At 73.5% G+C, this 26852-nt stretch carries 14 protein-coding genes; 2 read left to right on the top strand and 12 right to left on the bottom strand.

Translation table 11 applies throughout. The annotated features are described in order from the left end of the window. Window positions 1-3 precede the first annotated feature (3 nt). From AB0B55_RS00315 to AB0B55_RS00295, 5 genes are read right to left on the bottom strand one after another with little or no spacing between them, the layout of a single operon-like run. Complete coding sequence (locus AB0B55_RS00315) at window positions 4-1671, bottom strand: NAD(P)/FAD-dependent oxidoreductase (RefSeq protein ID WP_355047928.1); 1668 nt, start codon at window positions 1669-1671, stop codon at window positions 4-6. A 21-nt stretch (window positions 1672-1692) separates the two neighbouring features. Beyond that, the gene (locus AB0B55_RS00310) at window positions 1693-3453 is read right to left on the bottom strand and encodes a tryptophan 7-halogenase (RefSeq protein WP_357125224.1); all 1761 of its coding nucleotides are present in this window, start codon (window positions 3451-3453) and stop codon (window positions 1693-1695) included. Window positions 3454-3476: 23 nt separating this feature from the next. Next, on the bottom strand, window positions 3477-5216 hold the full coding sequence (locus AB0B55_RS00305) for an NAD(P)/FAD-dependent oxidoreductase (protein WP_357125221.1): 1740 nt from the start codon (window positions 5214-5216) through the stop codon (window positions 3477-3479). Between the two features lie 5 nt (window positions 5217-5221). Beyond that, the gene (locus AB0B55_RS00300) at window positions 5222-11899 is read right to left on the bottom strand and encodes a thioester reductase domain-containing protein (protein WP_357169061.1); all 6678 of its coding nucleotides are present in this window, start codon (window positions 11897-11899) and stop codon (window positions 5222-5224) included. 1 nt (window position 11900) lies between these two features. Next, window positions 11901-19889 carry a beta-ketoacyl synthase N-terminal-like domain-containing protein gene (locus AB0B55_RS00295; RefSeq protein ID WP_357169058.1) on the bottom strand — a complete coding sequence of 2663 codons (7989 nt, stop codon included), beginning with the start codon at window positions 19887-19889 and terminating at the stop codon, window positions 11901-11903. A 179-nt stretch (window positions 19890-20068) separates the two neighbouring features. Between AB0B55_RS00295 and AB0B55_RS00290 the strand changes: the two genes are divergently transcribed. Continuing rightward, window positions 20069-20788 (top strand): alpha/beta fold hydrolase, encoded by a 720-nt coding sequence (locus tag AB0B55_RS00290; RefSeq protein WP_357169055.1) that lies wholly within the window; start codon window positions 20069-20071, stop codon window positions 20786-20788. Here AB0B55_RS00290 and AB0B55_RS00285 read toward each other — a convergent pair. From AB0B55_RS00285 to AB0B55_RS00255, 7 genes are read right to left on the bottom strand one after another with little or no spacing between them, the layout of a single operon-like run. Further along, complete coding sequence (locus AB0B55_RS00285) at window positions 20721-21713, bottom strand: phosphatase PAP2 family protein (protein WP_357125207.1); 993 nt, start codon at window positions 21711-21713, stop codon at window positions 20721-20723. The genes AB0B55_RS00290 and AB0B55_RS00285 overlap by 68 nt on opposite strands. A 20-nt stretch (window positions 21714-21733) precedes the next feature. Beyond that, window positions 21734-22663, bottom strand: coding sequence for a phytanoyl-CoA dioxygenase family protein (locus AB0B55_RS00280; protein WP_357125204.1), 930 nt, complete (start codon window positions 22661-22663; stop codon window positions 21734-21736). Window positions 22664-22673: 10 nt separating this feature from the next. Then, entirely contained in the window at window positions 22674-23978 is a 1305-nt protein-coding gene (locus AB0B55_RS00275; RefSeq protein ID WP_357125201.1) for a beta-ketoacyl-[acyl-carrier-protein] synthase family protein, read from the bottom strand. A 1-nt stretch (window position 23979) separates the two neighbouring features. Then, on the bottom strand, window positions 23980-24537 hold the full coding sequence (locus tag AB0B55_RS00270) for a beta-ketoacyl synthase chain length factor (protein ID WP_357169052.1): 558 nt from the start codon (window positions 24535-24537) through the stop codon (window positions 23980-23982). After that, window positions 24534-25649 carry a beta-ketoacyl synthase N-terminal-like domain-containing protein gene (locus AB0B55_RS00265; RefSeq protein ID WP_357125195.1) on the bottom strand — a complete coding sequence of 372 codons (1116 nt, stop codon included), beginning with the start codon at window positions 25647-25649 and terminating at the stop codon, window positions 24534-24536. Before AB0B55_RS00265 ends, AB0B55_RS00270 begins: the two co-directional genes overlap by 4 nt. Beyond that, entirely contained in the window at window positions 25646-25888 is a 243-nt protein-coding gene (locus AB0B55_RS00260) for a hypothetical protein (RefSeq protein ID WP_357125192.1), read from the bottom strand. Before AB0B55_RS00260 ends, AB0B55_RS00265 begins: the two co-directional genes overlap by 4 nt. 2 nt (window positions 25889-25890) lie before the next feature. Further along, window positions 25891-26178, bottom strand: coding sequence for an acyl carrier protein (locus AB0B55_RS00255; protein ID WP_357125188.1), 288 nt, complete (start codon window positions 26176-26178; stop codon window positions 25891-25893). Between the two features lie 15 nt (window positions 26179-26193). On the opposite strand from AB0B55_RS00255, the gene AB0B55_RS00250 reads away from it, so the two are divergent. Beyond that, window positions 26194-26823, top strand: a complete 630-nt coding sequence (locus tag AB0B55_RS00250) for a 4'-phosphopantetheinyl transferase superfamily protein (RefSeq protein ID WP_357169048.1) — start codon at window positions 26194-26196, stop codon at window positions 26821-26823. The last annotated feature ends 29 nt before the right edge of the window (window positions 26824-26852 follow it).

The following is a 26852-nucleotide window of genomic DNA, read 5'->3' as shown; positions in this document are numbered from 1 at the left end:
CTCCTAGAAGATCTTCCGGCCCATGAGCTGCTCCTTGCCGGCCTCGCGCAGGAAGCCGAGCATCAGCCGCCGCACGTCCGGCGGCGCCTTGGTCGCCGCCCAGAGCATCGTCCGGCCGATCTTGAGCGGGGTCGGGTTGATGAACCGCAGGTGGCGGTCCTTCCAGCCCCAGTGGTCCGGCACGAAGGGCGCCCGGTTGAGGTGGTCGTAGAGGGCATCCGCCGCCTCGTCGCCGGTGATCTTGCCGGCCTCGAAGTCACCGCACTGCTTGACCATGTCCTCGAACAGCTCGCCGTAGCCCTCGTGGTCGGACCAGTGCAGACCCGGGTTCTTCACCTCTTCCAGCTCGTTCAGATGCCGCTCGTCGCCGGTGGAGCGCCACCGGCGGTACGCCTCGTGGGCCCGGAACGTGCCGGCGTTCGAGCCCCACGCCCAGATCCGGAACACGGCCGTCCACAGCGAGTAGTGCTCGAACGAGGCGTACGCGGCGTTGACCAGCTTGTCGTTGCCGTCGAACAGCGCCTGCTGGCGGGTGTTCACCCCCTCGAACCGGTCGGCCGAGAAGTCGTCGTCACCCACCGCCCGCAGGATCCGCCAGGCCAGCACGTTGACCGCCTCGCAGGTGTTGGACAGACCACGGGAGAACAGCGGGTCGATGAACGCCGCGGCGTGGGCCAGCAGCACCCAGCGGTCGCCGACGGTGGTCTTGGACGAGTACTGCACCCGGTCCGTGCCCACCCACTCCCGCATCGGCCGGGCGCCCTCGAACTGCGCCGCCATGCCCGGGAACCGCTGCATGTGCTTCCAGAAGTCCTCCTCCGGCGACATGCCGGGAGTCTTCGGGTACATCCGCGGGTCCATCGTGAGGCCCACGCTGCACAGCGGGTTCTTCGAGTCCTTGTGGTTGTTGAACGCGATCACCCACGACCAGCCGCGCGGGAACAGGTGGTGGACGGTGCCCTCGTAGAACGGCACCGGCGGCTTGTCCGCGCCGGTGCGCTGGAACACCTCGTCGGTGGTCTTGAGGTCGATCATGTGGTTCCACACGGCCCGCGAGTGGTGCTTGTACCGGCAGGGGTCCTCGCGCAGCCCGAACTTCTCGGCCAGCGGCGAGCGGTAGCCGCTGGCGTCCACCACGTACCGGCTGCGGAACTGCTCGCCCCGGGTCGAACTGACCGTGACGCCGGAGTCGTCGAAGTCGACGTCGGCGATCGTGAAGTTCACCCGCGCCGTGCAGCCGTACTTGATCGCCGCGTGGAACAGGTACGCGTCGGTGTCCTGCCGGTACATGTGCGGCGTCTCGTGCAGCAGGCTCGGGAAGTTGAACATCGTGACCTGCTTCGGGTCCTGCGGCTTGCCCTCCTGGTGGTTGAGGAAGGCGAAGTGGTCCTTCTTGCCGTGCCAGGGCGAGATGATCTTCTGGCAGGCGGTCAGCGTCGCCAGGGTCATCAACTCCGGCACCTTGTACCGCTCGGACATGGTGCGCAGCGACACCAGCATGTTGGGGATGGTCGACTCACCGATGGCGAACTTCGGGTGCGCCTTGGCATCGACCAGCAGCACCTTCGCGCCGTTGCGGGCCAGGATCGCGCCGAGCATCGAGCCGGCGAAACCCGCGCCGAGAATGGCGACGTCATATGTGGCCTTCTCGGCCTCGATCAATTCACTCACCGTGCACTCCAATTCCTCGGGTTACTTCGGCTCGGGGACGCGCAGCCGGGAGCCGAGCACCGGCCAGCCAGCGAGTTTCTGTTTGATCTCCTCGACCGGCTCGAACTCGCCCCGGGCGAAGCGCTTGCGCATGAAGAGGGTCAGACCCTCGTAGGTGAGCTCACCGATCGCCGGCGGCGCGTCCCGCTTCGCCCAGCGCAGGGTGCCGAGCACCTTGGCCGCGGACGCGCCGGTGATCCGAATCGCCGGGTCGGCCAGGCCGAACGCCGGCGGCACGAAGCGCGCGCTGGCCAGCTGGTCGCGGATCTGCTTGGCGACGTCCTTCGGCTCCGCCTCCCCCGCGTCGACGGCGCGCATCATCCGGCTGACGCCGGCCAGGAACTCGAGCACCTCGGCGTGGTCCGGGTCGTCGACCTTGGACCGGTCGAACTCGCGCAGCTCCACCCGCCACCACGGCCGTTCCATCCGCCGCAGCACGGCGGGGTCGCGGGTCTTGGAGTAGAGCGCGTAGCCCCGGTTGATCTCGAAGGTGGAGAGGATCTGGGTCAGCGCCCACACCCGGAACCAGGCATCCCACAGGTCCCAGTCCCGGAACGCGATGTACGCGTTGTTGACCAGATCGTCGTTGAAGTCGAGCTGACCCTGCTCGAGCTCCTGCACGTACTCGAACCGCTCGACGGCGAAGTCGTCGTCCTTGAGCGCGTCCAGCAGCCGCTGGGTCAGCGCGTTGATGATCTCCATGGTGTTCGACAGGCCACGCGAGAACAGCGCGTCGACGAAGCCCGCCGCGTGCGACATGAGGCACCAGCGATAGCCCACCGTCTTCTTCGGCGAGTACTGCAGGCGGCCCGTGCGCACCCACTCGCGCACCGGGGTGGCGTTGGTGAACTGCTGCGCGATGCCCGGGTACCGGTCGAGGAACTGGCGGAACTCCTCCTCCGGCGAGCAGTCCGGCACCGGGTACCGGCGCGGGTCGAACTGCACGCCGACGCTGCACAGGTCATTGGTGGACCGGGGGTGGTTGTCGAACGGGATCACCCACATCCAGCCGCCCTCGAAGATGTGGTGCAGCGTTCCCTCGTGCCAGCGGGTCGGGTTGCCGTACGTCTCGCGCGGCGCGAAGTCGTCGTACGGCCGCACACCGACCATGTGCGTGAACAGCGAGCGGGAGTGGTGTTCGAGCCGGGTCGGCTCCTCCCGCAGGTCGAACTGCTCGGCCAGCGCCGAACGGAAGCCGCTGGCGTCCACCAGGTAGCGGGCCCGCACGGGCGCGCCGGGGCCGACGTCGAGCGTCACGCCGTCCTCGTCGACCTGCACACCCGCGATGCGCGTCTGCTGCCGGATCACGGCGCCGTACTTCGCCGCGACCGTGAGCATGAAGTTGTCGATGTCCTGCCGGAAGAAGTGGTTCTCGGTGTTCAGGATCTTCGGGATCTGGAACATGTTCGCTTCTTCGGGCCGCTGCTGCTCGCCCGGGCGCTGGTAGACGAAGCCGAAGTTCCTCTTCACCCCGCCGGTGGTGTTGATGTGCGCGTACACCGACTCGAAGGTGCTCAGGTACTTGATCTCCGGCACGCCGTACCGCTCGCTGATCAGCCGCATCGCCATCGACGTGTACGGGATCGTCGACTCGCCGACGGCGAAGCGGGGGTGCGTGCCGGCGTCGATCACCAGCGTGTACGCGCCGTTGGCGGCCAGGCACGCCGCCAGGGTGGAGCCCGCCAGCCCGGAGCCGATCACCACCACGTCGAACATCCCGTTGTGCGCGGCCGCACCTTCCATCATGGACTCCTTATCCATTGGATTCACTTCGGCGTCGGGACGCGGAGTCGCTTGCCGACCACCGGCCAGCGGGCGATGAGGTGCTTGAGTTCCTCGCCAACGGCGAACTCGCCGGGCGAGAAGCGCTTCTTCATGAAGAGCGTCAGGCCCTCGTACGTGAGGTCGCCGACGGCCTTCGGCGCCTTCTTGCGGGCCCAGCGCAGGGTCTTGCCGATCTCGAAGAAGTTGGCGTCGGTCCACTGGTTGTCCGGGTCGGCCAGGCCCCACGCGGGCGGCACGAAGTCCGCCTCACGCAGCAGCCGCAGCAGCTCGGCGGCCGTCTCCCCGGAGTCCGCCCGCCCCTCCTGCACGGCCCGGGTCATGTCGTTGACCTGCTGCAACAGGACCATGACCGCGCCGTACGGCGCGTCCTGCGGGATGACCCGTCCCCGCCACCACGGCCGCTCCAGCGGTGCCAGCACCGCCGGGTCGCGGGTGTCCAGGAAGCGGGCGTACGCCCGGTTCACCTCGAAGGTGGCGATGAACTGTCCGAGTGACCAGATGCGGAACCAGGCGTCCCACAGCCGCCAGTCGCCGAACGACGTGTACGCGTTGGCGACCAGGTCGTCGTTGAAGTCGAGCAGACCCTGCTCGAACTCCTGCATGTACTCGAACCGCTCGACCGAGAAGTCGTCGTCCTCGATCGCGGAGAGCAGCCGGTGCACCAGCGCGTGCATCGTCTCCAGCGAGTTCGACAGCCCCCGGGAGAACAGCGGGTCCAGGAAGCCGGCCGCGTGCGAGGTGAGGCACCAGCGGTAGCCGACCGTCTGCCGCGACGAGTACTGCAGCCGGCCGGTGCGGGTCCAGTCCCGCACCGAGCGGGCTTCGGCGAACTGCGGCTCGATGTCCGGGTACTGCGCGATGAACCGGCGGAACTCCTCCTCCGGGGAGCAGTCCGGCACCGGGTGGATCCGCGGGTCGAGCTGGAGGCCGACGCTGCACAGGTCGTTGGTGCCCCGCAGGTGGTTGTCGAACGGGATCACCCACATCCAGCCGCCACGGAACAGGTGGTGCAGCGTGCCGTCGTGCCAGGGGCTGGGATGCCCGTACCGGGACTTGGGGGCCAGCTCGTCGTACGGCCGGATGCCGACCATGTGGGTGAAGAGCGACCGCGACTGGTGTCGGAACCGGGTCGGCTCCTCGCGCAGGCCGAACTGCTCGGCCAGCACCGAGCGGAAGCCGCTGGCGTCGACCACGAACTTGGCCCGGAAGTGACCGCCGGTGTGCTTCAGCGTCGCACCGTCGTCGTCGATCTCCACGCCGGTGATCCGCACCTGCTGGCGCACGGTGGTGCCGTACTTGGCGGCGACCGTGAGCATCCAGTTGTCGATGTCCTGGCGGTAGAAGTGGCTCTCGGTGTGGGTGACCTTGGGAATCGGGAACATGTGGGTCTCGCGCGGGTCCTGGCGCTCGCCCGGCCGGTGGTAGACGAACCCGAAGTTGCGCTTGACCCCGGACGTCGTGTTGATCTTGGACTGGACGCCCTCGAAGGTGGACAGCCACTTGATCTCGGGAACCCCGTACCGCTCGCTGACCAGCCGCATCATCATCGACGTCGCCGGAATGGTCGACTCGCCGATGGCGAACCGCGGATGGGTCGTGCCGTCGACGATCAGCACTTTCGCGCCGTTGCGGGCCAGGCAGGCGGCCAGCATGGTGCCGGACAGGCCGGACCCGATGATCGCGACGTCGTACTCCGGCGTGCTGCGCGGATGATCAGTCATGTCGTTCAAGCTCCTTCATCAGCCGCTGTGGGAGCGGGCAGGTAGCCGGTCCGCACCATCCAGCGCAGGTAGATGTCGAGTAGGTCGTCGTCCAACGGCGGGCACCGGACGTCGGTGCCCCGCAGTTGTTCCTCGGTGTTGTCGACGCCGTAGTGGACGGCCTCCTCGCCGCCGACCACGAACTCCTGGACCACCGGCATGACCGGGTGCAGTTCGTTCGTGCCCACGGCGTAGGTCGCCTTGAGCGCCTGCCACCACTCCTCGACGGGTACGACCTCGACCGCGAAGCCGTGCCGACGCAGCGCGCGCACCACGTCCGCGAAGAGTGCCTTGTACGGGCTCACCAGGTGGTACGTGCCACCCAGGGCCGGGCCGTACCGGGAGATGTGCACCAGCGCGCTCGCCACGTAGTCGACGGGCGTCATCTCCACCTTGATGTCGATGTCCGGCGCCAACCCGAGCTGCACGCAGCCCTTCATGACCCGGGTGGTGAAGTGGGTGGTCAGGCTCGCGCCGGTGCGGGAGTCGCCCAGCACCCGACCCGGCCGGTAGATGTCGGCCGGCACGCCGCGCGCGCGGGCCAGCTCGACCAGCCGCTCCGCGGCCCACTTGGTCTGCACGTATCCGGTCACCAGTCGACCGGCCGAGGCGATGTCGTCGTCCTCGCCGACGACGTCGCGGCCGGGGGCCGGTAGGCCCCAGATGCCGTACGTCGAGACGTGGTGGACCGCGGTCGGCCGCCCACGCGCGGCCAACCGCAGCACCTCCTCGGTGCCCGTGATGTTGTCCGGTCGGAGCTGCTGGTAGTTGTAGCCGAAATGCACCCGGGCGCCGCAGTGGTAGATGCCGTCCAGCAGGTCGGCGAGTTCGTCGAACCGCTCGGCGGACAGGCCCAACCCGGGTCGGGCCAGGTCACCGGGCAGCACCGTGATCCGATCGACGGCGGTGGCCGGCAGGGGGAGGTAGCGCTCCATGTTGTCCAGCAGCCGCCGCAGGCCGGCCCCCTCGTCGGCGCACCGCACCAGGCACCACACCCGGGCCGTGGTCGATTCGAGCAGGGTGTGCAGCAGGTAGCCGCCCACGAAGCCGGTCGCGCCGGTCAGCAGAACGTGCCGGGGATCGCGCACCCGGGCCGGCGGATCACCGACCACCCGGATGTCCGGCGCGAGGGTCACCTCGCCGGCGATCCACGCCGGGTCACTGGCCGGGTCATCCGCCAGGTCTCCGCCGCCCTGGTCACCGGCGGGCGGCACGGCGTCGTCAGCGGACCCGTCGCCGGACCGGTCGGCCAGCAGCCCGGCGAACAGGTCGGCCCACTGTGCCGGGGTGGCGAGGGTGAGCAGGTCACCGGCGCGCACGGTGAGGCCGAGATCCCGCCGGCAACGCCGGACGGCGTCCATGACCATGAGCGAGTCCATGCCGCTGGCCAGCACGTCGCTCTCCTCGTCGAGCGCCCCCGAACCGGCGCCCAGGACGTCCGTCGCCAACTCGACCGCGTACGCGCCGAGCGTCGCCCGCACCCGGCGCGGGTCGCCCTCGGCGCGCAGGCCGGCCAGCAGCGGCGCCTCCGCGACATCGTCCGCGGCCGGTTCGTCGGCGGTGATGCCGCGCAGCATCGGCCGCTCCGTGCGGGCCTGCATGACCGGCTTGAACACCGACCAGTCCACCGCGCACACCACCCGCTGCGTGGCGTCGCCGGCCGCGAGCGCCGTCAGGATCCGGATGCTCTGCTCGGCCGGCAACGGCCGCAAGCCGGTGGCCTTCAGGAACGCCATCACCTCGTCGCCGAAGAGAGCGGACGGCAGGTCCCACGGGCCCCACGCGACGGACAGGGCCGGCAGGCCGGCGGCCTCGCGGTGCCCCGCCAGCGCGTCGAGGAACGCGTTGCCGGCCGCGTAGCTGGCCAGGTGCTGCGAGCCCCAGGTCGCGGCGATCGACGAGAAGCCGATGAAGAAATCCAGCTTCGCGCCGCGCGTGAGCTGGTGCAGCAGCCAGCCGCCGATCACCTTCGGTCGCCACACCCGCCGGTACGCGGCGTCGGTGGCCGTACGGGCGAACTCGGGCTCCGACACGCCGGCCGCGTGGACGACACCGCGCAGCGGCTGGGCGCCGTTCTCCAGCGCGGCGAACACGGCGGTCATCGCCGCCTCGTCGACCACGTCGGCGGCGACCACGTCGACGGTGGTCCCCAGCCGCTCCAGCCGCCGCACCGCGTCGATCCGCCGCGCGGCCTCCCCGGTCGCGTCGGCCCAACCGTCCCGCTCGGGCAACGCGGTGCGGGCGAGCAGCACCAGGCGGCCGGCGCCGGCGCGGGCCAGCCATTCCGCGACGGTCAGGCCGATCCCGCCGAACGCCCCAGTGATCAGGTACGTGGCCTCGCCGTGGACCGGCGGCCGACGGCGCAGCGCCTCGGCTGGCAGTGGGGGCGCGGGGGTCAGGCGCAGCGCGTACCGACGGTCCGCGCGCAGCGCCTGCTGGTCGTCGTAGCCGTCCTGTGCGTCGGCCGGGCCGACGCCGGACGGGTCGCCGGGGACCAACCCACCCGTGGTCAGCGCGGCCAGCAGCATCAGGTCCTCGCCGGGTCGGCGCCGCGGGTCCAGGTCGATCGCCCCTCCCCACCGGTCCGGGTGCTCCAGCGCCAGCACCCGGCCCAGGCCCCACAACGTGCCGGCGACCGGGGCGGCCGCGTCCGGGACGGCGGTCGCCGTGCTCACCCGCAGAGCGGCGCGGGTGACGAGGCTGAGCCGGGCGTCGGCGCACGCCGGGTCGTCGAGCATCGCGCGCAGGAGGGCGAGGGTCGTCAGGTCCGCGCGCCCGGCGTACTCCTGAAGGCTCGCGGCGTCGCAGTCCTTGGACCCCGGCGCGTCGAGCCCGGTCAGGACCACCGCGAGCCGGGGACGACCCGGGCCGGCGGACCAGGTGGCGACCAACTCCCGGACGGCGTCCGGGTCCGGACGGCAGTCCGACCCCTGGCCCACCACCGGCGGCGCCGCCACCGTGACGGCGGCGTCGCGCTCCCGCAGCAGCGCGGCCAGCCCGGTCACCAACGCGGCATCCGGACCCGTCGGGTCGGCCACCAGCAGGTAGCTCTGTCCGGCCAGGTCGGCCGGCGGCTGCGGGGACGGCCCGGGCAGGGGCACCCAGGTCTGCTCGTAGAGCAGGTCGGCCGGGACCTCCCAACGGGCCGGCGCGGGCACCGACGCGACTGTCACGTCCTGCGCGTACCCGATCGGGACGCCCCCGGCGTCGAGCAGGTCGACGGCCCCGGTCAGCACGTCGCCGACCGCCCGCACGGACCCGACGCGGACCCGCACCGCCCGTACGCCGCCCGGGGGCAGGACGTCACTCGACGTCGCGGCCGTGCCACCGAGCGCGCCGCAGCCGGCCAGCGTCGACCCGTTCTCCGACTCCGCCCCGCCCGCCACCGTGACCGCGACCCGCGCGGCGTCGAGCACCTCGGGCCAGCCCGCGCCGTCCGGCACCGGGACCTCCGGCGCGGTCTCGACGTCGTTGTCCCCGTCGGGGTACGGGCGGCCGGCCGGCCACCGGCGCCGCAGCACCCCGCTGGCGTGGCGGATCCACGGCGCGGCCAGCGCCTCCCGGGCCGCGGTGGCCCCGACCAGCTCCCAGTCGGCCGAGCCGTCGTCCCGCGCCGTGACCGTGAGCCGCAGGTGACCCCGCTCGCCGGTCGGGACCGACGTGTGGACGCTCAGATCCTCGGCGCACCGCCACCCGCCACCGAGGCAGTCCGTGGCGGCCCGGACCGCCACGTCCAACACCGCGCCGAGACCCGGCGACTCACCGGCCAGCGCCTCGGGCGTCACCTCGTACGCCGGCACGGGTCCGGGCAGGCGGCGGCCGACGCCCGGGATGTCGCCGGCCACGACGGCGGCCCCGGTCTCCTCGGCGGCGGCCGCGACCGGCGCGGCGACCGGCCCGACCTCGCGGAACCAGTAGTGCGCGCCGCGCCACGGTGTCGTCGGCAGCGGTACCGCGCGCACGTCCTCGCCCTCGTGGAAGGCCCGCCAGTCCGGACGTGCGCCCCGCAGGCTCACGTTGCCGACCGCGCCGAGCACCTCACGCAGGTCCTCACCGCCCCGCCGCAGGGTGGGCACGAACGCGCAATCCGGCTCGCCGGCGAGCGAGCGGGCCGCGAGGGCCGTCAGCACGGGCGCGGGCCCGAGCTCCACGAAGGTGCGCATGCCCGCGTCGTGCAACGCGCGCACCCCGTCGCGGAAGCGGACCGCGCCGGCCGCGTGCCGCAGCCAGTAGTCCGGGCCCAGGTCGTCGTCGCCGAACAGCCGACCGGTGACGTTGGACGCCAACGGAATGCGCGGCGGGCGGAACGACAGCCCGGCCAGCACCGACCGGAACGGCTCCAGCATGGGTCGGATCAGCGGCGAGTGGAACGCGTGCGACACGGCCAGCCGCCGGGTGCGGACGCCGTCGGTCGCCAGCCGCTCCAGGACGGTGGCCAGATGCGCGGCGTGACCCGAGATCGTGACGTCGCCCGGCCCGTTGACCGCGGCGACCGCGACCGTGCCCGCGTACCCGTCGATCGCCGCGACGGCGACCTCCTCCGCGCAGCCCGCGGCGGCCATCGCGCCGCCCGCCGGCAGCTCCGCCATCAACCGCGCCCGCGCGGCCACCAGCGTCGCGGCGGCGGGCAGGTCCAGCACACCGGCGACGCAGGCGGCGACCAGCTCGCCGACGCTGTGGCCGGCCACCGCGGACGGTCGCAGGCCCCAGGAGAGCCACATCTGGGCCAGGGCGTACTCGACCGCGAACAGCGCCGGCTGCGTGTACCGGGTGTCGTCGAGCGGCGTCGGACCGTCGGCCCACAGCACGTCCGCCAACCGGCGGGGCAGCTCGCTGTCGAAGAGCGCCGCGGCCTCCTCGAACGCGGCGCGGAAGGCGGCGTTCCCCAGCAGCCCGCGGGCCATGCCCGGGTACTGGGCGCCCTGGCCGGTGAACAGCCAGGCGACCTTGCGATCGCGGCGGCGGGGCAGGGCGGCGACCGTCAGCCCGCGCGGGTGGCGGCCCTGCGCGTACGCCGACAGGACGTCCGCCAGCTCGTCGGTGTCGGCGGCGGTGACCGCGAGGCCGTGCGTCTGGACCGCGCGGCCGACGTGCGTCGTGTAGCAGGCGTCGCCGAGGGACACCGCGTGCGGACCGCGGAGCCACCGCGCGTGCCGGTCGGCCAGCTCACGCAGCGCCTCCTCGGTACGCGCGGAGGCCAGGAACAACCCGTACGGCGGTTGGGCACCAGCCCGAGCGGCACCGGCCGGCGGCGCCGCCAGCACGACGTGCGCGTTCGTCCCGCTCGCCCCGAAGCTGCTCACTCCGCCGGTGCGCGGGTGGCCCCGATCCGGCCACGACGTACAGGTCACGGGCACCCGCACGTGCAAGGCGGACCAGTCCAGGTTCGGGTTGGGCTCGTTCAGGTGCAGGTGCGGTGGGATCTCGCCGTTCGACATGGCGAGCACGACCTTGAACAGGCCGGCCATGCCGGCGGCCGGCTCCAGGTGCCCGATGTTCGTCTTCACCGAGCCCACCAGCAGCGGGTCGTCGGGTCGGCGGTGCCGACCGATGACGGCTTCCAGCGAACGCAGCTCGATGGGATCGCCCAGCGAGGTGCCCGTCCCGTGCGCCTCGACGTAGTCCACGCCGTCCGGCCCGACGCCGGCCTGGCTCATGGCCGCGGCGACCACGTCCTGCTGCGCGAGCGGGTTCGGCACGGTGAGGCCGCTGGAGCGACCGTCGTGGTTGACCGCCGAGCCGCGGACGACCGCGACGATCGGGTCGTTGTCGGCCAGCGCGGCGGAGAGCCGCTTGAGCACCACGACACCGGCGCCCTCCCCGCGGGCGTAGCCGTCCGCCGACGCGTCGAAGGTCTTGCACCGCCCGTCGGCGGAGAGCCCGCGGAACTTGCTCATCATCACGAAGCCGTACGGGGACAGCAGCAGGTTCACCCCGCCGGCCAACGCCAGGTCGCACTCCCGCAGCCGCAGCGCCTGGCACGCCTCGTGCAGCGCGACCAGCGACGACGAGCAGGAGGTGTCGACGACCTTGCTCGGCCCCCGCAGTCCGAGCAGGTACGAGATGCGGCCGGCCAGGAAGCTGGGCTCGCCGGTGAGCTGGTAGAAGTCGACGTCGTCGATGTCGCCGACGCTCTGCCGGGCGCGTACGTAGTCGGTCGTGCTCAGTCCGAAGTAGACGCCGGTGCGCGAGCCGTCGAGCCGGTCGGGCGCGTAGCCGGCGCGCTCCAGCCCTTCCCAGCAGATCTCCAGCGCGATGCGGTGCTGCGGGTCCATGCCCAGCGCCTCGCGCGGGGAGATCCCGAACGCCTCCGGCTCGAACCGGTCGACCTGGTCGAGGAAGGCGCCCCGGATCGTGTACGCCTTGCCCGGCGCCTCCGGGTCCGGGTCGTGGTACGCGCCGGCGTCGGCGCGCTCCGCCGGGAACTCCGAGGTCGTGTCCACCCCGTTGCGCAGCAGGGTCCAGAACTCCTCCGGCGAGTGCGCGCCGCCGGGGAACCGGCAGGCCATCCCGACGATGGCGATCGGTTCGTCCAACCAACCGTCCCGACTGTCGGCAAGGCGGCGGCGCAGATCCTCGATGGTGCGCAGCGCGTCGGCCATGAGCCGGCGGCTGTCCGGTGTACGCGAAGCGGTCGTCGACATCTCAGCCCCCCTCCGCGAGCGCGGCCGACAGCCGCGCGATCAGCTCGTCCTCGGACATCGCCGCCAGGTCGTCGTCGGCGTCGTCGGGCACGCCGGTCGCCGTGGTGGCGGGCGTGGTGGCCGGCGTGCTCGACCGGGCCGGGTCGGCGGCCGGATCGAGCAGCGTCAGCAGGTGGTCGGTGAGCGCCGCCGCGTTGGGAAACTCGAACGTGAGCGTCGCCGGCAGGTCCACCCCCAGCCCGCGTTCCAACCAGCCGCGCAGGCTCAGCGACATCACCGAGTCCATGCCGAGGTCGAAGAAGCCCTGATGGGCCAGCACGTCCACCCCGGACGCCTCGCCCAACACCTCGGCCACCGCGTCGAGCACCGCCTCCAACAGACGCTCGGCCCGCTGCTCGGCCGGCAGCGCCAGCACGACGGCAGCCAGCGGTGCGACCGACCTGCCGGCCTCCTGCGATCGGCCGTCGCTCGCCACGGACTCGACGCCCACCTCGGCCAGGAACGCGCGGTCGGCCCGCTCCCGGCACACCCGCGCGTACCGGGGCGCGTCCACGTCCGCCACCGTGACCTGGGTCAGGCCCGCCCGGAGCGCCACCTCGAAGGCCTCGCCCAGCTCCGCGCCGGCCAGCGGCCGCAGGCCGCTGTCGACCATCACCATCCGGTCCCGGCGGGACAGCTCGGCCGGGTCGTCGACGGGCATGAACCGCACCACCTGGACGGGTAGACCGGCCCGCTCCCGCGCCGTGGTCACCGCGTCGACCGCGCCCTCGGCGGCGGCCCGCGCGGCCATCCCGGTGGCCCCCCAGACCGCGGCCGCCGCGCCGGTCACGCAGAACAGCGGCGGCGCGAGGTCCCGGGTCGCCAGGTCCAGCCGGTGTACGACCTCAGCCCAGCGCACGGCCGACGACACCGCGCCCTCGTCGAGGGTGTCGAGCGGGGCGGCCGGCGCGGGCTTGCCGACCAGCAGCACGCCACCGAGCGGGGCGCCCAACGCGTCCGGCGTCAGGTCGGCCGCGAGATCCGCCGCGCGGTCTGCCGCCGATCGTTCGTCCGCCCCACGGTCTGCCGCCGTGAGGTCGATCCGTCGCACCTCCACGCCGGCCGCTGTCAGCTCGGCGAGCCGTACGTGCCCCGGGGACGCACCGTCGGACGGCGTGACGTCGGGCGGGGTGGCGTGGGACGGCGCATCGTCGGGCGGGGTGGCTTCCCCGACGATCAGCCGACGCAGGCCACGGCGTACGAGCACGTCCACGAACGGTCGGCTGGCCGGGTGCAGCGCGTCGGTCACCAGGTACCAGGCGTCCGGATCACAGTCGAACTCGGGCAGCGCGGTCGGCAGCGGGTCCGCCGTGGACAACCGTCCGGCGTACCAGGCTCCTTCGCGCAGGAGCAGCTCGTCCTCGGCCGGGTCGGTAGCGGACCCACGCGGGGCCGTCAGCGCACCGGCGAGTCCGGCAGCGTCGCCGGGAGTCCAGCCGACGTCCTGCTGGCCCGGCTCGCCGCCCGCCTGGCCCGGCTCGCCGCCTGCCTGACGTGGCGCGGTGCCGAGCAGGCGCGGGTCGACGTCGACCAGACCGCCCCACCCGGGCGCGGCCTCCATGGCGAGCACCCGCCCGGCCGCCCACACCGCCGCCTGCGCCGGGTCCGCCTCGCCGGCACCGGTCGGCTGGTACGCCCCGGCGGTGACGACGCGCAACCGCCCGGACGGCACGTCGAGTCCGGCGCGAAGCTGACGGGCTGCCCGCACGACACCCGCTACCAGGACCTCGACCGGCACACTGCCGGGTGCGGCCGCCGCGACCAGCACGATCCCGTGGTCCGGCGGAACATCGGCCCACGGCGGCAGGTCGCCCTCCCCCACGCCGGCGGTCGGCCTACCGCCCCGGTCGTCGTCGGGGCCCGCGCCGACGGACGGTGGCCGCCAGGTCACCTCGACGCCGGCGAGCCGCAGACCATCGACCACCCGCTGACCCGCCTCAACGGACGCGCCCGTGAGCGGGACGACGAGCCACCGCCCGGCCGCCGCCTCCGGGGCGGGCGGCAGGACGCGACGCCACCGGACGGTGAACGTACGCGCGGCGCAGCGGTCCCGGACATCGTCGGGCAGGGTGGTGCCGGTGAGCGCCGGAGTGGTCGGGACAGCCGGCGTCGTGGTCACGGAGCCCGACCGCTGGGCGACGGCCGCCGAACCGGTCGCCGGGTCCGACGTATCCGCCCAGTGCCGGCGTCGCTGCCACGGGTAGCGCGGCAGCACCGCCCGGTACGGGCGGCGGCCGAACAGCCTCTCCCAGTGGATGCCGACACCGACCACGTGGAGCTGGGCGATGACGTCGAGGAATCCCTCCGGACGGCCCAGGTCCGCACCGACCGCCAGGAGGCTCGCCTCCCCACCCGCGGCGACAGCCGCGGCGTCCGACCCGCCGTCGACCGCGAGCCACACCCGCTCCCCCGCCGCCGCGAGCGACGCGGCCAGCGCGTCCCAGCCCGACGCCGGTGACCGGGCGGACACCGGGTGCGGACCGGACACCGGACCGCCCGCCGAGGCCAGCCACAGCACGGGCGTCGAGGAGGTGTCGGTGGGTGCCGCCACGGTGACGGTCGTGCCGTCGAGCGCCGCGCCGATCGCCCGCGCCCGGTCGAGCGCACCCGCCGCGCACGCCGCTGCCAACTCACCGACGCCACGTCCGACGACCGCGTCGGGCCGTACCCCGTATGCCTCCCAGACGGCGGTGAGCGCGAGTTGTACGGCCAGCACGGCGGCCGGCTCGCCCCGATCCGCGTCGCCGGCGGTAAGCGCCGTACGCAGCGCGCCGCTGTCGTCGAGCGCGTCCAACGTGGCCCGGAAGGCGGGCTCGTCGCGATCGAGGGCACGCCAGTCGACCGACGCGCGGTCCCCGTACACGAGGACCAGGCGCTCGGACTCGTCGGACACCGCGCCCTGGTGCGCGCCGTCGCCACCGGACAGCCCGGCGGCGAGGTCGGCGATCCCGCGACCGACCACCGCCAGCCGGTGCTCCAGGTGAGCGCGCCGGGTCGCCGCTGCGTGGCAGATGTCGGCGATGTCCGCGCCGCCCTGCGCGGACAGCACGTCCGCGAAGCTCTCCCGGGCGGCGGCCAGGGCGCCGTCCCCGGCGGCCGACAGAACCAGGAGGTGAGCCCGGCCGGAAATGATCGCGCCGGCCCTGGCGGACGCGGCGACGCCCGGTGTCCGGTGCCCGTTCGGCGACGCCGGGGTGGCCGGCCCGCTGAGCACCACGTGGGCGTTGGTCCCGGTGAATCCGAACGCGCTCACCCCGGCGACCCGGGGTCGCCCGCCGGTGGCCGGCCACGCCGTCGTGGACGTGGTGATCCGGACCGGCAGCCGCGCCCAGTCCACCTGGGAGGTGGGACGGGTGACGTGCAGGTGCGCGGGCAGCTCGCCGTGTCGCAGCGCCAGCGCGGTCTTGATCAGCCCGGCGATACCAGCGGCCGCCTCCAGGTGGCCGATGTTGGTCTTGACGGACCCGACCAGCAGCGGCCGGTCCGGCTGCCGCCCGCCGCCGAGCGCACGCGCGATCGCCCGCAGCTCCACGGCGTCCCCGAGTACCGTGCCGGTGCCGTGCGCCTCCAGGTAGTCCACGTCCGACGCGGCGACACCACCGGCGGCGAGCGCCGTGCGGATCAGCTCCTCCTGCGCCTCGCCGCCGGGCACGGTCAGGCCGCCGCTCGCGCCGTTGTGGTTGACCGCGCTGCCACGGATCACGGCGTAGACCCGGTCGCCGTCGCGCTCGGCCTGCGCGAGTGTCTTGAGCACCACCACCCCGGCACCCTCACCGCGCCCGTAGCCATCGGCGCTGGCGTCGAAGGTCTTGCAGCGACCGTCGGGCGACAGCGCGCCCGCGGCCGACATCGCCAGGTGCACGGTGGGCCTCACCATCACGTTCACCCCGCCGGCGAGCGCGACGTCGGCCTCCCCGGCGCGCAGGCTCTGCACGGCCAGGTGCACCGCGACCAGCGACGACGAGCAGGCCGTGTCGATCGCCAGACTGGGGCCGCGAACGTCCAGGAAGTACGACAACCGGCCGGCCGTGCCGCTGAAGGAGTTGCCCGTGCCGTAGTAGAGGTCGACGTCCCGGGCCCGCCGGGTGAGCAGTTGCTGGTAGTCGGTGGTGTTCATGCCGACGAAAACGCCGACCCGGGCGGATCGCCGGTGCTCCCGCGTGACCCCGGCGTCCTCGAGCGCTTCCCAGGCCACCTCCAGGAAGAGGCGCTGCTGCGGGTCCATGGCCCGGGCCTCCCGGGCCGAGATCCGGAAGAACGCGTTGTCGAACAGGTCGACCCGGTCCAGGAAACCACCACGGCGGGTGACCACGGTGCCGGGGGCGCCGGGACCGGCGCCGAGCAGCGCCTCGGCGTCCCACCGGTCCGCCGGCACGTCGCCGGTGGCGTCGACCCCGTCGGACAGCAGCCGCCAGAACTGCTCGGGACCGTCGGCCCGCGGCAGCCGGCAACCGATGCCCACGATGGCCACCGGCTCGGCCGGCCCGCGTACGACCGACGCGACCGGAACAGCCGCCGCCGCGGCGATCGGCGGTGACGCAGCCTGGCGGGGCGGCTCAACCGGGCGCGCCGGCTCTGTTGACTCGGCGGGAGGCGGCGGCCCGGCCGGGAGTGCCTCGGCGACAAGGTGGTCGGTGAGAGCGTCGATGGTCGGGTGCTCGATGCCGACGGCAGCCCCGAGGACAGCGCCCAGCTCGCGTTCGAGCCGGCTGACGAGCGCGACCAGGGCTAGCGAGTCCATGCCCAGCTCAAAGAAGCCGCGCCCGCGCGCCAGACGGCGGCCGGGCTCGTAGCCGAGGGCCTCGGCGACGGCATCGTTGACCAGGGCGGCGATCCGCTCCCGCTCCACCGGGGTGCGAGCGCGGGCGCCGGCCCCGTTGGTGCCGTCACGGCCGCCGATGCCGCTCCCGCCACCGCCGACACCCGCGCCCGCGGCATCCGTACCGCCGGCAGTCGCGCCGTTGGCAGTCGCGCCGTTGGCCGTCGCGCCGTTGGCCGTCGCGCCGCCGACACCGCCCCCGCCGGCGACACCGTTGACGGTCGTACCGCCGACACCGGCGCCGTTGGCGGCCGCACCGGTGCCGCGTCGCTCGCCGACACCCTCGCCACCCCGGCCACCGGCACCGTTGGGCGCGGCGGTCGTCGGCACACCGACACCGGCCAACGTCTGCACGACGGTGCCGTCCGGCGCGATGAGGCGCACCTCGGCCCGCAGCTCGCCCAGCGCCACGCCGGCGACGCCGTGCGCGGAGCCGACGGGATCCGTCCCCACCGCCTGCGGTGCGGGCAGGGCGACGGACTCGGGGGTCGGCAGCCAGTACCGCTCCTCGGAGAGCCGGACCGGCGGCAGCGGCCGGTACCGCCGACCCTCGCCGTACACCGCTGCCCAGTCCACCGCGACACCGGCGGTGTACGCCTCGGCGAGGGCTCGGGTCAGGGTCTCCACCGGCGGTCGGCCCCGCGCCAGGCTGCCGATCGCCGCGCCACGACGGGAGCGGGCCACGAGTGACGCCGCCAGCGGCCCGGTCAGGACCGGATGCGGACCCAGCTCCACGAAGACCGCCGGCCGCCGGGACAGCAGCCGGTCGATCGCCGGCCAGAACAGCACGGGCTCGCGCACGTTGCGGCCCCAGTAGGCCGGCCCGAACTCCGGTACGACGCCGCTCGGGTCGACGCTGGACAGCATCGGCACACGCGGCTCGGCCGGTGTCAGGCCGTCGAGCCGGCGCTCCAACTCGTCGCCGTACGCCGCGACCGCCGGACTGTGGAACGCGTAGTCGCCGGCCAGCGGCACGCACCGCACCCCGGCGGCGGTCAGGTCGGCCAGCAGCCGGTCCACGGCGACCGTCGGGCCGGCGACCACGACCGAGCGAGGCCCGTTGACCGCGGCGATCACCACCTCGGCGTACCGGCCGATGGTGGCGGTGACCTCGTCGGCGGAGAGCGCGATGGCGGCCATCCGTCCGCTGCCGGACGCCGGCTGCAACAGCTCTCCCCGCAGCACGATGACCCGCAGCGCGTCTTCCAGCGGCAGCGCGCCGGCCGCGCAGGCCGCGGCGACCTCCCCCATGCTGTGGCCGACGACCGAGTCCGGCGGAACACCCCACCGGGCCCAGAGCCGGGAGAGCCCGATCTGGATCGCGAAGATCGCCGGTTGGGCGAACCGGGTCTCGGACAACCGGCTGCCGGTGCGGCGACCCAGCTCCTCCAGCAGCGACCATCCGGCGATCCGCCGGGTCAACGCGTCGCATTCGTCGAGCGTGGCGCGCATCGTCGGGTCGGCGCGGTAGAGGTCGAGACCCATGCCGGGGTACTGCGAGCCCTGGCCGGAGAACACCTGCACCACGTACGCCGGACCGTCGTGCAGCAGTTCGCCGCTGACCGCGTTGGCGGACCTCTCGCCGGCCTGGTGACCGGCCAACGCGCCGCGCAGGTCGGCGGCGCTCCCGCCGGTCAGAGCGAGCCGGTGCGTGTGGTGGCTACGCCGGGCACCGATGCTGAACAACAGGTCGCCGAGCTGGTCCGGCTCCGCCGTCGCGGGGTCGTCGAGCAGTGCCGCGTGCCGGGTGACCTGGTCGGCCAGCGCCGACCCGGAGGGGCCGGACAGCACCAGCACCGGCCACGACACGGGCGCCGGCGGCTGCGCGGCGCGCTCCTTTGGGGGCGCGGCGAGCACGACGTGCACGTTGCTGCCGGACAGACCGAACGCGCTGACGCCGGTGAGGCGGTGGGGTGCGTGGGGCAACACCGTGCGGGTGGTGGGGACCGCCAACCCGGAACCGGACCAGCCGAACCGTGGCGTCGGCTGCGCCAGCTTGATCTGCGGCGGCACCACCCCGGTACGCGCGACCAGCAGGCCCTTGAGCAGGCCGAGGATGCCGGCGGCGGAGTCGAGGTGGCCGAAGTTGGCCTTGTGCGAGCCGACGAGCAGCGGGCGCTCCGGCGCACGTTCGGGACCGAAGACCGCTGCCAACGCGCTGAGCTCGATCGGGTCACCCAGCGGCGTGCCGGTGCTGTGCGCCTCGACGTACTCGATGTCGGCGGGCGACACGTCGGCGTCGCGGAGCGCGTTGCGCAGCAACTGCTCCTGGGCCAGGGCGTTGGGCGCGGTCAGGCCGGCGCTGCGGCCGTCGTGGTTCGTCGCGCTTCCCTTGATCACGCCCCAGATCTGGTCGCCGTCGGCGACGGCGTCCGCGTACCTCTTGAGGACGACGACCGCGCCGCCCTCGCCGCGCACCACGCCGTCGGCGTCCGCGTCGAACGGGCGGCAGAGCCCCTGCGGTGACAGCGCCTGGATACGTCGCATGTAGAGGGTCAGCTCCGGACCGACCATCAGGTTGACCCCACCGGCCAGCGCGGTGTCGCAGTCGCCCGCCGCCAGGGCACGCGCGGCGAGGTGCACCGCCAGCAGCGACGACGCGCAGGCGGCGGTCAGGGTCATGCACGGCCCGTTCAGACCGAACGTGTACGCCACCCGGCCTGACCCGAAGCTGAACTCCTTGCCGCTGGCGTAGTGCGCCCCCACGTGGTCGACGCCGAGGGTGCGGGCGTGCAGGACGGCGTAGTCCATCGCCAGGATGCCGAAGTAGACCCCGGTGTTGCTGCCCGCCCAGGCTGACAGCGGCACACCGCTGTGCTCCATGGCACGCCAGGCGAGCGTCAGCAGGAGCCGCTGCTGCGGGTCCATCTCGCGCGCCTCGTGGGGTGAGACGCCGAAGAACTCGGCGTCGAACAGGTCGATGTCGGGCAGGAACCCGCCGGTGCCGACCGTGTCGAGCGAGGCGGCGCCGGGTCGCCCGGCCGGGACGGGGCCGGTGACGTCACGCCCCTCGTCCAGGACGCGCCACAGCGAGTCGAGGTCGTCCACTCCGCCGGGGAACCGGCAACCGACGCCTACCACCGCGATGTCGGTGGCACCTGCCCTGGCGGCTGAGCGACGGTCGCGGCGCATCCCCACGGCACCCCCCACGCGCATCCGTTCGGTGAACTGTAGCGGCCATTCCCCGCCTGATGATTTCCCTGTACGTTGAAGTACATCGGACGAGAAGCGAGATGTCAATGCTGATAGATCACGTCCTGGTTGCCGAAGAAGCACGGAATAACGGGCGTTCAGGTCCACCGTCGTTGACGGTGTTCGGCTTCCCGGCCGCCGGTGGCTCAGCGTCGCATTTCACCAGGTGGAGGCGGTGGCTGCCGGCCGGAGTGGTCGTCGAGCCGGTGGAGCTGCCCGGCCACGGCACCCGCCGACAGGAGCCGGCGATCGACGACTGGCCCCGGCTGGTGACCGCCGCGTGCGACGCGGTGCGCGGCCGCCTGTCGGGTCCGTACGCCCTGGCCGGGCAGAGCTTCGGCGCGCTGCTGGCGTACGAGGTGGCGGCGACGCTGGCGCGCACCGGCCCGGGCCCCGAGCTGGTGATCGTCGCGGGGCGCAACGGGCCCGCCGCCGGTCTCGCCCACCGCCCTCTGCACGGGTTGGACGACGACCGGCTGATCGAATCGCTGGGACGTCTCGGCGGCACCCCGGCCGAGGTCCTCGCCGAACCGGCGCTGATACGGCTCGCCCTGCCGGTGCTGCGGACCGACCTGCGGCTGGCGGAGACCTACGCCCGCCCACCCCGGACGGCGTTGGGGTGTCCGATCGCCGCCCTGGTGGGCCGCCACGATCGGATGGCCGACGCGGCGGGCGCGCTGGCCTGGCAGCAGGAGACGGCGGAACGCTTCGACCTGACCGTCGTGGACGGCGGGCACTTCATCCTCGACCACCCGCAGGTCGTCGACGCCGTTACGGCGCGGATGACCGAGCTGCTTCGGCGGGTGGGTCGATCCGGGGCCGGTACCACCAGCGGTTGACCCGCCCGGCCACCACCACGGCCAGCACCGCGAGAACTGTCCCGGCCAGCAGGTCGACGGCGTAGTGCTTGCGTAGGTACAACGTGGACAGCAGCAACCCCAGGCCGATCGGCAGGTACCACCAGAACAGGCGACGGGCGTCGCGCCACAGATACACCATCAGCACCACCGTCATGGCGGTGTGCAGGCTGGGAAAGAGATCCCGCGCCGGACCCTGGACGGCGGTGATGGCGTCCAGCGCGCCGCCGATCGATCCCTCGTGACCGGGGAGCGGGTCGGCGTAGACGTCGGTCTGGTAGATGTGCGGACCCACCCCCGGCACCAGCACGTAGCCGGAGTAGCCGACCACCGCGGTGATGGAGATCGCGAGCGCGAAGTCGTGGTACTCGCGCACATGGCCCCGCACGTACGAAAAGATGGCGTACGCCCCCTGGGAGAGGCCGTAGCTCAGGTAGCAGATCGCCATGAACAGCGTCAACGCGGGTGAGCCGAGGGTGTCGTTGAGCCAACGGCTGACGTCGCCGCCGAAGACCGCGCGGTCGAACTCGATCAACGCGGGATCGACGAGCGGAAAGTCCAGCTCCGGGGTGATGTCGCGCAGACTTGAGTAGATCACCAGGCAGGACAGGAACGGCACCGCCGTCCGGGCGACCCCGCCGACGAACCTGGCCACCCTCGCCGGGCCGCCCACCCGCGCGTCGAGCACCGCCGGCCCCGACGCGGCGGCGCGGCGGCGCCGGGACAGCGCGAACCCGGCGATCAGCGCGCCGACCAGCACGGTCGACGCGGCGATCATCGCCCAGGAGACCGCGCCGGTGACGAGGGCGAGCGCGGCGACGAGGGTGAGGGCCACCGCGAAGAGGCACTCCTCCGGCCACAGCAGCGGATCGCGCCGGCTGTCGCCCCGGTCCCGTGCGACTGCCACGGGCCGGGGCGTGCCAACGGTCATGCCGTCTCGCTCTGCGGGTTCGAGGAGCGCCAGAGAACCGGGCAGAACTGCGGGTCGCTGTAGTCGGGCAGACCCGCCTCGTCACGGCGTACCAGGGAATCGTGGTTGTAGACGACGAGGTCGCCGTCGGAGCGGTGGAACCGCCGGTAGCGGTTGTCGCCGTCCTGCAGGTGCAGAGAGATGGCGCGCCGGGCGCGCGGACTCCGGTTGGCCCCACTGCCGTGGTACGTACGGCAGTGGTGGAAGCTCATGTGGCCCTTGGGGATGTGCATCGGGATCTTGTTGACCTGCGCGCCGTTGTACTCGGCGTTGTTGACGAGCAGATCCTCCAGCTCGGAACGGTCGCGCTCGGCGAAGTGCCGCGTGGTCTTGTCGTCGCCCCCGACCTCCTTCCAGGTGTGGCTGCCGTCGACCATCGTGATCGTGCCCATCTCCTCGGTGCACTCGTGCATCGGGATGAAGGCGGTCAGCATCCGCTCGGAGGTGCAGGTCTGCCAGTAGTGACGGTCGAAGTGCCAGGGCACGATGTTGGTCGGCTCGCCGGGGCTCGGCGGCTTGAGGATCAAGGTGCTCTGGAACACCCGGATCTCGGCCGCCTCCGCCAGCCGCGCCGCGACCGCGCCGATGATCGGCTTGCGCAGGATCGCGGCGACCTCGTCGCTCTCGTAGTGCACGTAGTCGTTGTGTCGCTGCACGTCGCCGTGTTCCGGCTCCCAGTAGGCCAGCTTCGCCGGCCGCCGGGGCAACCGCCGGTCGCGGTGACCCGCGTAGAACCGCTCGGTGGCCTCGACGAGCGTGTCCACCTCGTCGTCGGTGAGCAGCTTCTGGCTGAGGTACCAGCCCCGCTCGGCGTACGACCGGACGTCCTCGTCGGTGGGCAGCGCGGCCCGCTCCTCGTCGGTCAGCGTGAATTCCGTCGTTGTCATCGCGCTCCTCTCATCGTTGATCCGTGGTGGTGACCGCCGCCGCCGGGTCCGCCTCCCGGACCCGCGCCGTGGAGGGCGGACCGAACATCAGGCTGACGTTGTGTCCGCCGAACGCGAAGGAGTTGGACAGGACCGCGCGGGGCCGGACCGGACGCGCCTGACCCCGCACGTGGTCGAGGTCGCAGGCCGGGTCCGGATCGTCCAGGTTGTTGGTCGGCGGCAGCATCCCGTAGGTGACCGCCAGGGCCGTCGCCGCCGCCTCGACGGCTCCGGCGCTGCCCAGCAGGTGCCCGGTCACGCCCTTGGTGGAGCTGACCGCCGGGGCGTGCGTACCGAATGCGCTGTGGACGGCGCGGGTCTCGGCCAGGTCGCCCCGTTTGGTGCTCGTGCCGTGGGCGTTGATGTAGTCGACGTCGGTGGGCGCGACGCCGGCGTCGGCGACCGCCCGGCGCATGCTCTGCGCGGCGCCGGCGCCGTCCGCCCGCGGCGACGTGGGGTGGAAGGCGTCGGTGGTGGCGCCCCACCCGATGATGTCGGCGTAGCCGGCAACCCCGCGCGCGTCCGCGTGCTCGGCGCGCTCGACGACCAGGATCCCGGCGCCCTCGCCGAGCACGAAGCCGTTGCGTCGCCGGTCGAACGGGCGGCTCGCCTGCGTCGGGTCGGACCAGCCGGTGGCGAGCGCCCGCGCGTTGGCGAAACCGGCGGTGCCGGTCGGCCCGAGCGGTGACTCCGCCCCACCGCACACGACCACGTCCGCGTCGCCGGACCGGATGAGTCGCAGCGCCTCCGCCACGGCGTGCGCGCTGGCCGCGCAGGCGGTCGCGATGCACGAGCTGTAGCCCTGGATGCCGTACCTGATGGCAATGCGCGCGGCGGCCATGTTGGGGAGGAAACCCGGATAGAGGTACGCGCTCACGGCGGTGCGGCCGCGCTCCACGCGGGCCTTGGCCTGCGCCTCGTAGGTGGTGAGGCCACCCGCGCCACTGGAGACGACCACGGCGACCCGCAGTGGGTCGACGTCGCGGCCGACCTCCAGGCCGGCGTCACGCATCGCGTCGTCGGCGGCGGCCAGACCCATGATCAGGAACCGGTCGGCGGCCAGCACCTCGTTGGGCGGCAACACGGTGGTGGGGTCGATGTCCGGGGCGATCCCGACCACCTCCGTGGCGGCGGCCGCGCCGTGCCCCTCGGGCGGGCGCACCAGCCCGGAGCGCCCGTTGCAGATCGCCGCGAAGAAGTCCGTTACCCCCCGCCCGACGGGCGTCACCAGCCCCATACCGGTGATGGTGGCCGAGGGTCGGGTCGATCCGGTCATGTCAACCGCCTTGTCCGCCGCCGGTCGGCGGCCTGGTCATCTCGTGGTCCGGCGTGAGCAGCAGGGCCGTCGCGCCGGTGGGCTGGGCCGGGTCGGTGTCGTGCTCGACGACGATCACCAGCGCCTCCGCCGCGTCCCCGTCGGCGAACAGGCCCTCCGCCACCGCCCGGCCCTCGCCGAACGGATCGCCGCTCGGGCTGAGCGACACGACCGGTCCGGTCAGGGCCCACTCGGTGGCGACGTGGCCGAGGACCGAGTTCGGCACGGATTGGAAGAAGTACATCGGCGACACCCGCCGGCCACCGTCCACCTCCCCGGCGATGGCCGCCGCGGTGGCCTGGTCGGCGTACGCGCTGACCAGGACGACGGCGGTCGGCCCGTGGGCATCCGCGCCGGCGCGCCGTCGCAGGCAGCGGCTGGCGACGGCCACGACAAGCGGGGGGAACGGCGAGGCGACGAACCCGCGGACCGCGGGTGGCCGGCCGGCGTCGCCGGGCTCGGGCCACGCCGCGCGGGCCAGCTCACGGACCGCGCCTGAAGCGGTGTCGAGGCCGGTCACACCGCCCCCAGCACCAGAGCGGTGTTGGCGCCACCGAACGCGAAGTTGCAGCTCAGGGCGTACCGGCCGACCATCGGGCCGGGCTCGCGCACCACCCGTACCGGGCACTGCGGGTCCGCCTCGATGAAGCCGGCATTGACCGGCAACCGGCCGGCGTCGAGGGCCAGCGCGGTGACCGCGAACTCCAGCAGGCCGGACGCCTCCAGGGCATGCCCGTGCACGGACTTGGTCGAGCTCACCGCCACCGACTCGACCGCCGTGCCGAGGCCGACGCGCAACGCGCTGCTCTCGGCCGCGTCGGCACGTGTCGTGCCGGTGCCGTTGGCGTTAACGTACGCCAACTCCTGCGGCGTCACGCCGGCCCGGGCCAGGCCGGCGCGGATGGCCGAGCCCATCCCGGCGCCACCCGGATCGGGCTGGCAGACGTGGTAGGCGTCGCCGGCCCGGGCCCAGCCGGCCAGCCGGGACCGCACCCGACCGCCCCGTCCCTGGGCGGCGGCCGCCGACTCCAGCACCACGGCGACGACCGCGTCGCCCAGCAGCATGCCGCGCCGGCCGTTGCTGAACGGGCGGACGGCGCCGTCGTCGGCCAGGGCCCGGCCGGCGTCGAAGAGGGCCTGGTGGTCGGCGTCGACGAGGAAGCCCCCGGCGACCACGGCCCGCTCGCACCGACCCCGGGCGATCATCGAGGCGGCCTCGGCCAGCGCGGTGCTGCCCGCCACACACGCCGACGTGTAGACCCGCGCGACGCCGCCGAGGCCGGTTCGCCGGGCCACGGTGGCGGCCAACACGGCCGGCCCGTTGCCCGATCCTCCGGCGCGGACCACGCTGGTGCCCGTGCCGGTGGCGAAGTACAGCGCGCACTCGCCGCGCCGGTGTGCCAACCCGGCGTCGTCGCAGGCGTCCGCCACGACGGCGACCACCTCGGCGGCCAGGTCTTCGGTGTCGGCGAGGGTGGCCGCCGCTCGTACCCGGCTACGGCCCGGGTCGAAGCGACGGACCTCGCCGAACGCGGGCTTCCCGGCCAGCACCGCCGCCAGCAGCGGCGCGGGGCCGCGGCCGTGGGCCGTCAGGAGGCCCAGTCCGGTGACCACGACAGTCGAGCGGGTCACTCCGACTCCGCCGCCGTCAGGGTAAGACGACTGAGGATCTCCGCCGCACCGGTCACCGTGGACATCGCCGCCAGCTCGTCGTCGTCGAGGTCGAGGTCGAGGCCGTAGCGCCGCTCTATCTCGTAGACCAGCCGGGCGAGCTCCAGCGAGTCGATGCGCTCACGCGAGGCGTCGACACTCCGGTAGCCCACGTCGGCGAGGATCGACAGGATCTCGTCGCGGCGATCGCTGTCGCCCACCCTCACTCCGCCGAGGTGGCCGGTGCGACGGGGGCGCTCCGCGCTGGCTCCGCGCGCCCGGCCACCTCGGCGGCGAACCGGTCGAGCGTGTAGTCGGCCAGCTTCTCCAACTCCTCGTCGGTGAACTTGACGCCGAAGGTGTCCTCGACGCGGACCGCGAGTTCGGCGACGGCCAGCGACTCCAGGTCCAGCCCGGCGGGGCCGAGCACCGTGTCGCCGGTGACGTCGTCGACGTCGTAGTTCATCTGGGCCAGCGCATCGACGATGGACTGGCGAACCTCATCTGACATTGCTTGACTCCTCCCATGGAATGGGTCGTGGTGCGGATTGCGACGATCACCGGCGACCCCAGGGGCCGGGCGTCGGAGCATCTGGTCAGCACCGCTGCCGACCTGCTCGGCGTGCCGGCCGCCAACGTTGGCGTGGCACGGGACCAGACCGGCCGGCCGAGGCTCACCGGCGCGGCACGCGGGCTGCACGCGAGCATCAGCCACGGGCGCGGCGTGGTGGCGGTGGCCGTCTCCGCGGTGACTCCGGTCGGCGTGGACGTCGAGCGCGAACGCGCGCTGCCCGGCGCGGCGTTGGCTCGACGCTGGATGGCGCCGGCCGACGCCGACTGGCTGACCGACCAGCCGGAGGCGCTGCACACCAGCGCGTTCCTCTGGCTGTGGACCCAGAAGGAGGCCATCGGCAAGGCGCGCGGCACCGGCCTGCGCGGCGGCGGCCTGCGGCAGCCGCTGGTGCTGCCGCCAGTCTGGCCGGATCCGCCGGGGTCGCTGCCGCTGCGCCCCGTGCCCGGTAGCCGGGCCGGGGTGGCCTGCGGCACCCTCCCCGAGGGCCTGGTGCTGGCCGTCGCCGGACAGGACCGACCGGACCAGGGCGACACCGGTGGCATCCGGCTGCTCGTCGGCCCACCGGAGGCGCCCGCGTCGTGACGGCCGATCGGCGGCCGCGGCACCCACGT

The organism is Micromonospora sp. NPDC049107 (assembly GCF_040648595.1).
Taxonomy (GTDB): domain Bacteria; phylum Actinomycetota; class Actinomycetes; order Mycobacteriales; family Micromonosporaceae; genus Micromonospora.
This window is presented reverse-complemented; position numbering and strand designations above follow the sequence as displayed.

Excerpts from the sequence above, each read along its gene's own strand:
- AB0B55_RS00280 (WP_357125204.1), bottom strand. The coding sequence starts at position 22,663 with ATGACAACGACGGAATTCACGCTGACCGACGAGGAGCGGGCCGCGCTG.
- AB0B55_RS00275 (WP_357125201.1), bottom strand. The coding sequence starts at position 23,978 with ATGACCGGATCGACCCGACCCTCGGCCACCATCACCGGTATGGGGCTG.
- AB0B55_RS00300 (WP_357169061.1), bottom strand. The coding sequence starts at position 11,899 with ATGTCGACGACCGCTTCGCGTACACCGGACAGCCGCCGGCTCATGGCC.
- AB0B55_RS00295 (WP_357169058.1), bottom strand. The coding sequence starts at position 19,889 with ATGCGCCGCGACCGTCGCTCAGCCGCCAGGGCAGGTGCCACCGACATC.
- AB0B55_RS00310 (WP_357125224.1), bottom strand. The coding sequence starts at position 3,453 with ATGGAAGGTGCGGCCGCGCACAACGGGATGTTCGACGTGGTGGTGATC.
- AB0B55_RS00305 (WP_357125221.1), bottom strand. The coding sequence starts at position 5,216 with ATGACTGATCATCCGCGCAGCACGCCGGAGTACGACGTCGCGATCATC.
- AB0B55_RS00250 (WP_357169048.1), top strand. The coding sequence starts at position 26,194 with ATGGAATGGGTCGTGGTGCGGATTGCGACGATCACCGGCGACCCCAGG.
- AB0B55_RS00255 (WP_357125188.1), bottom strand. The coding sequence starts at position 26,178 with ATGTCAGATGAGGTTCGCCAGTCCATCGTCGATGCGCTGGCCCAGATG.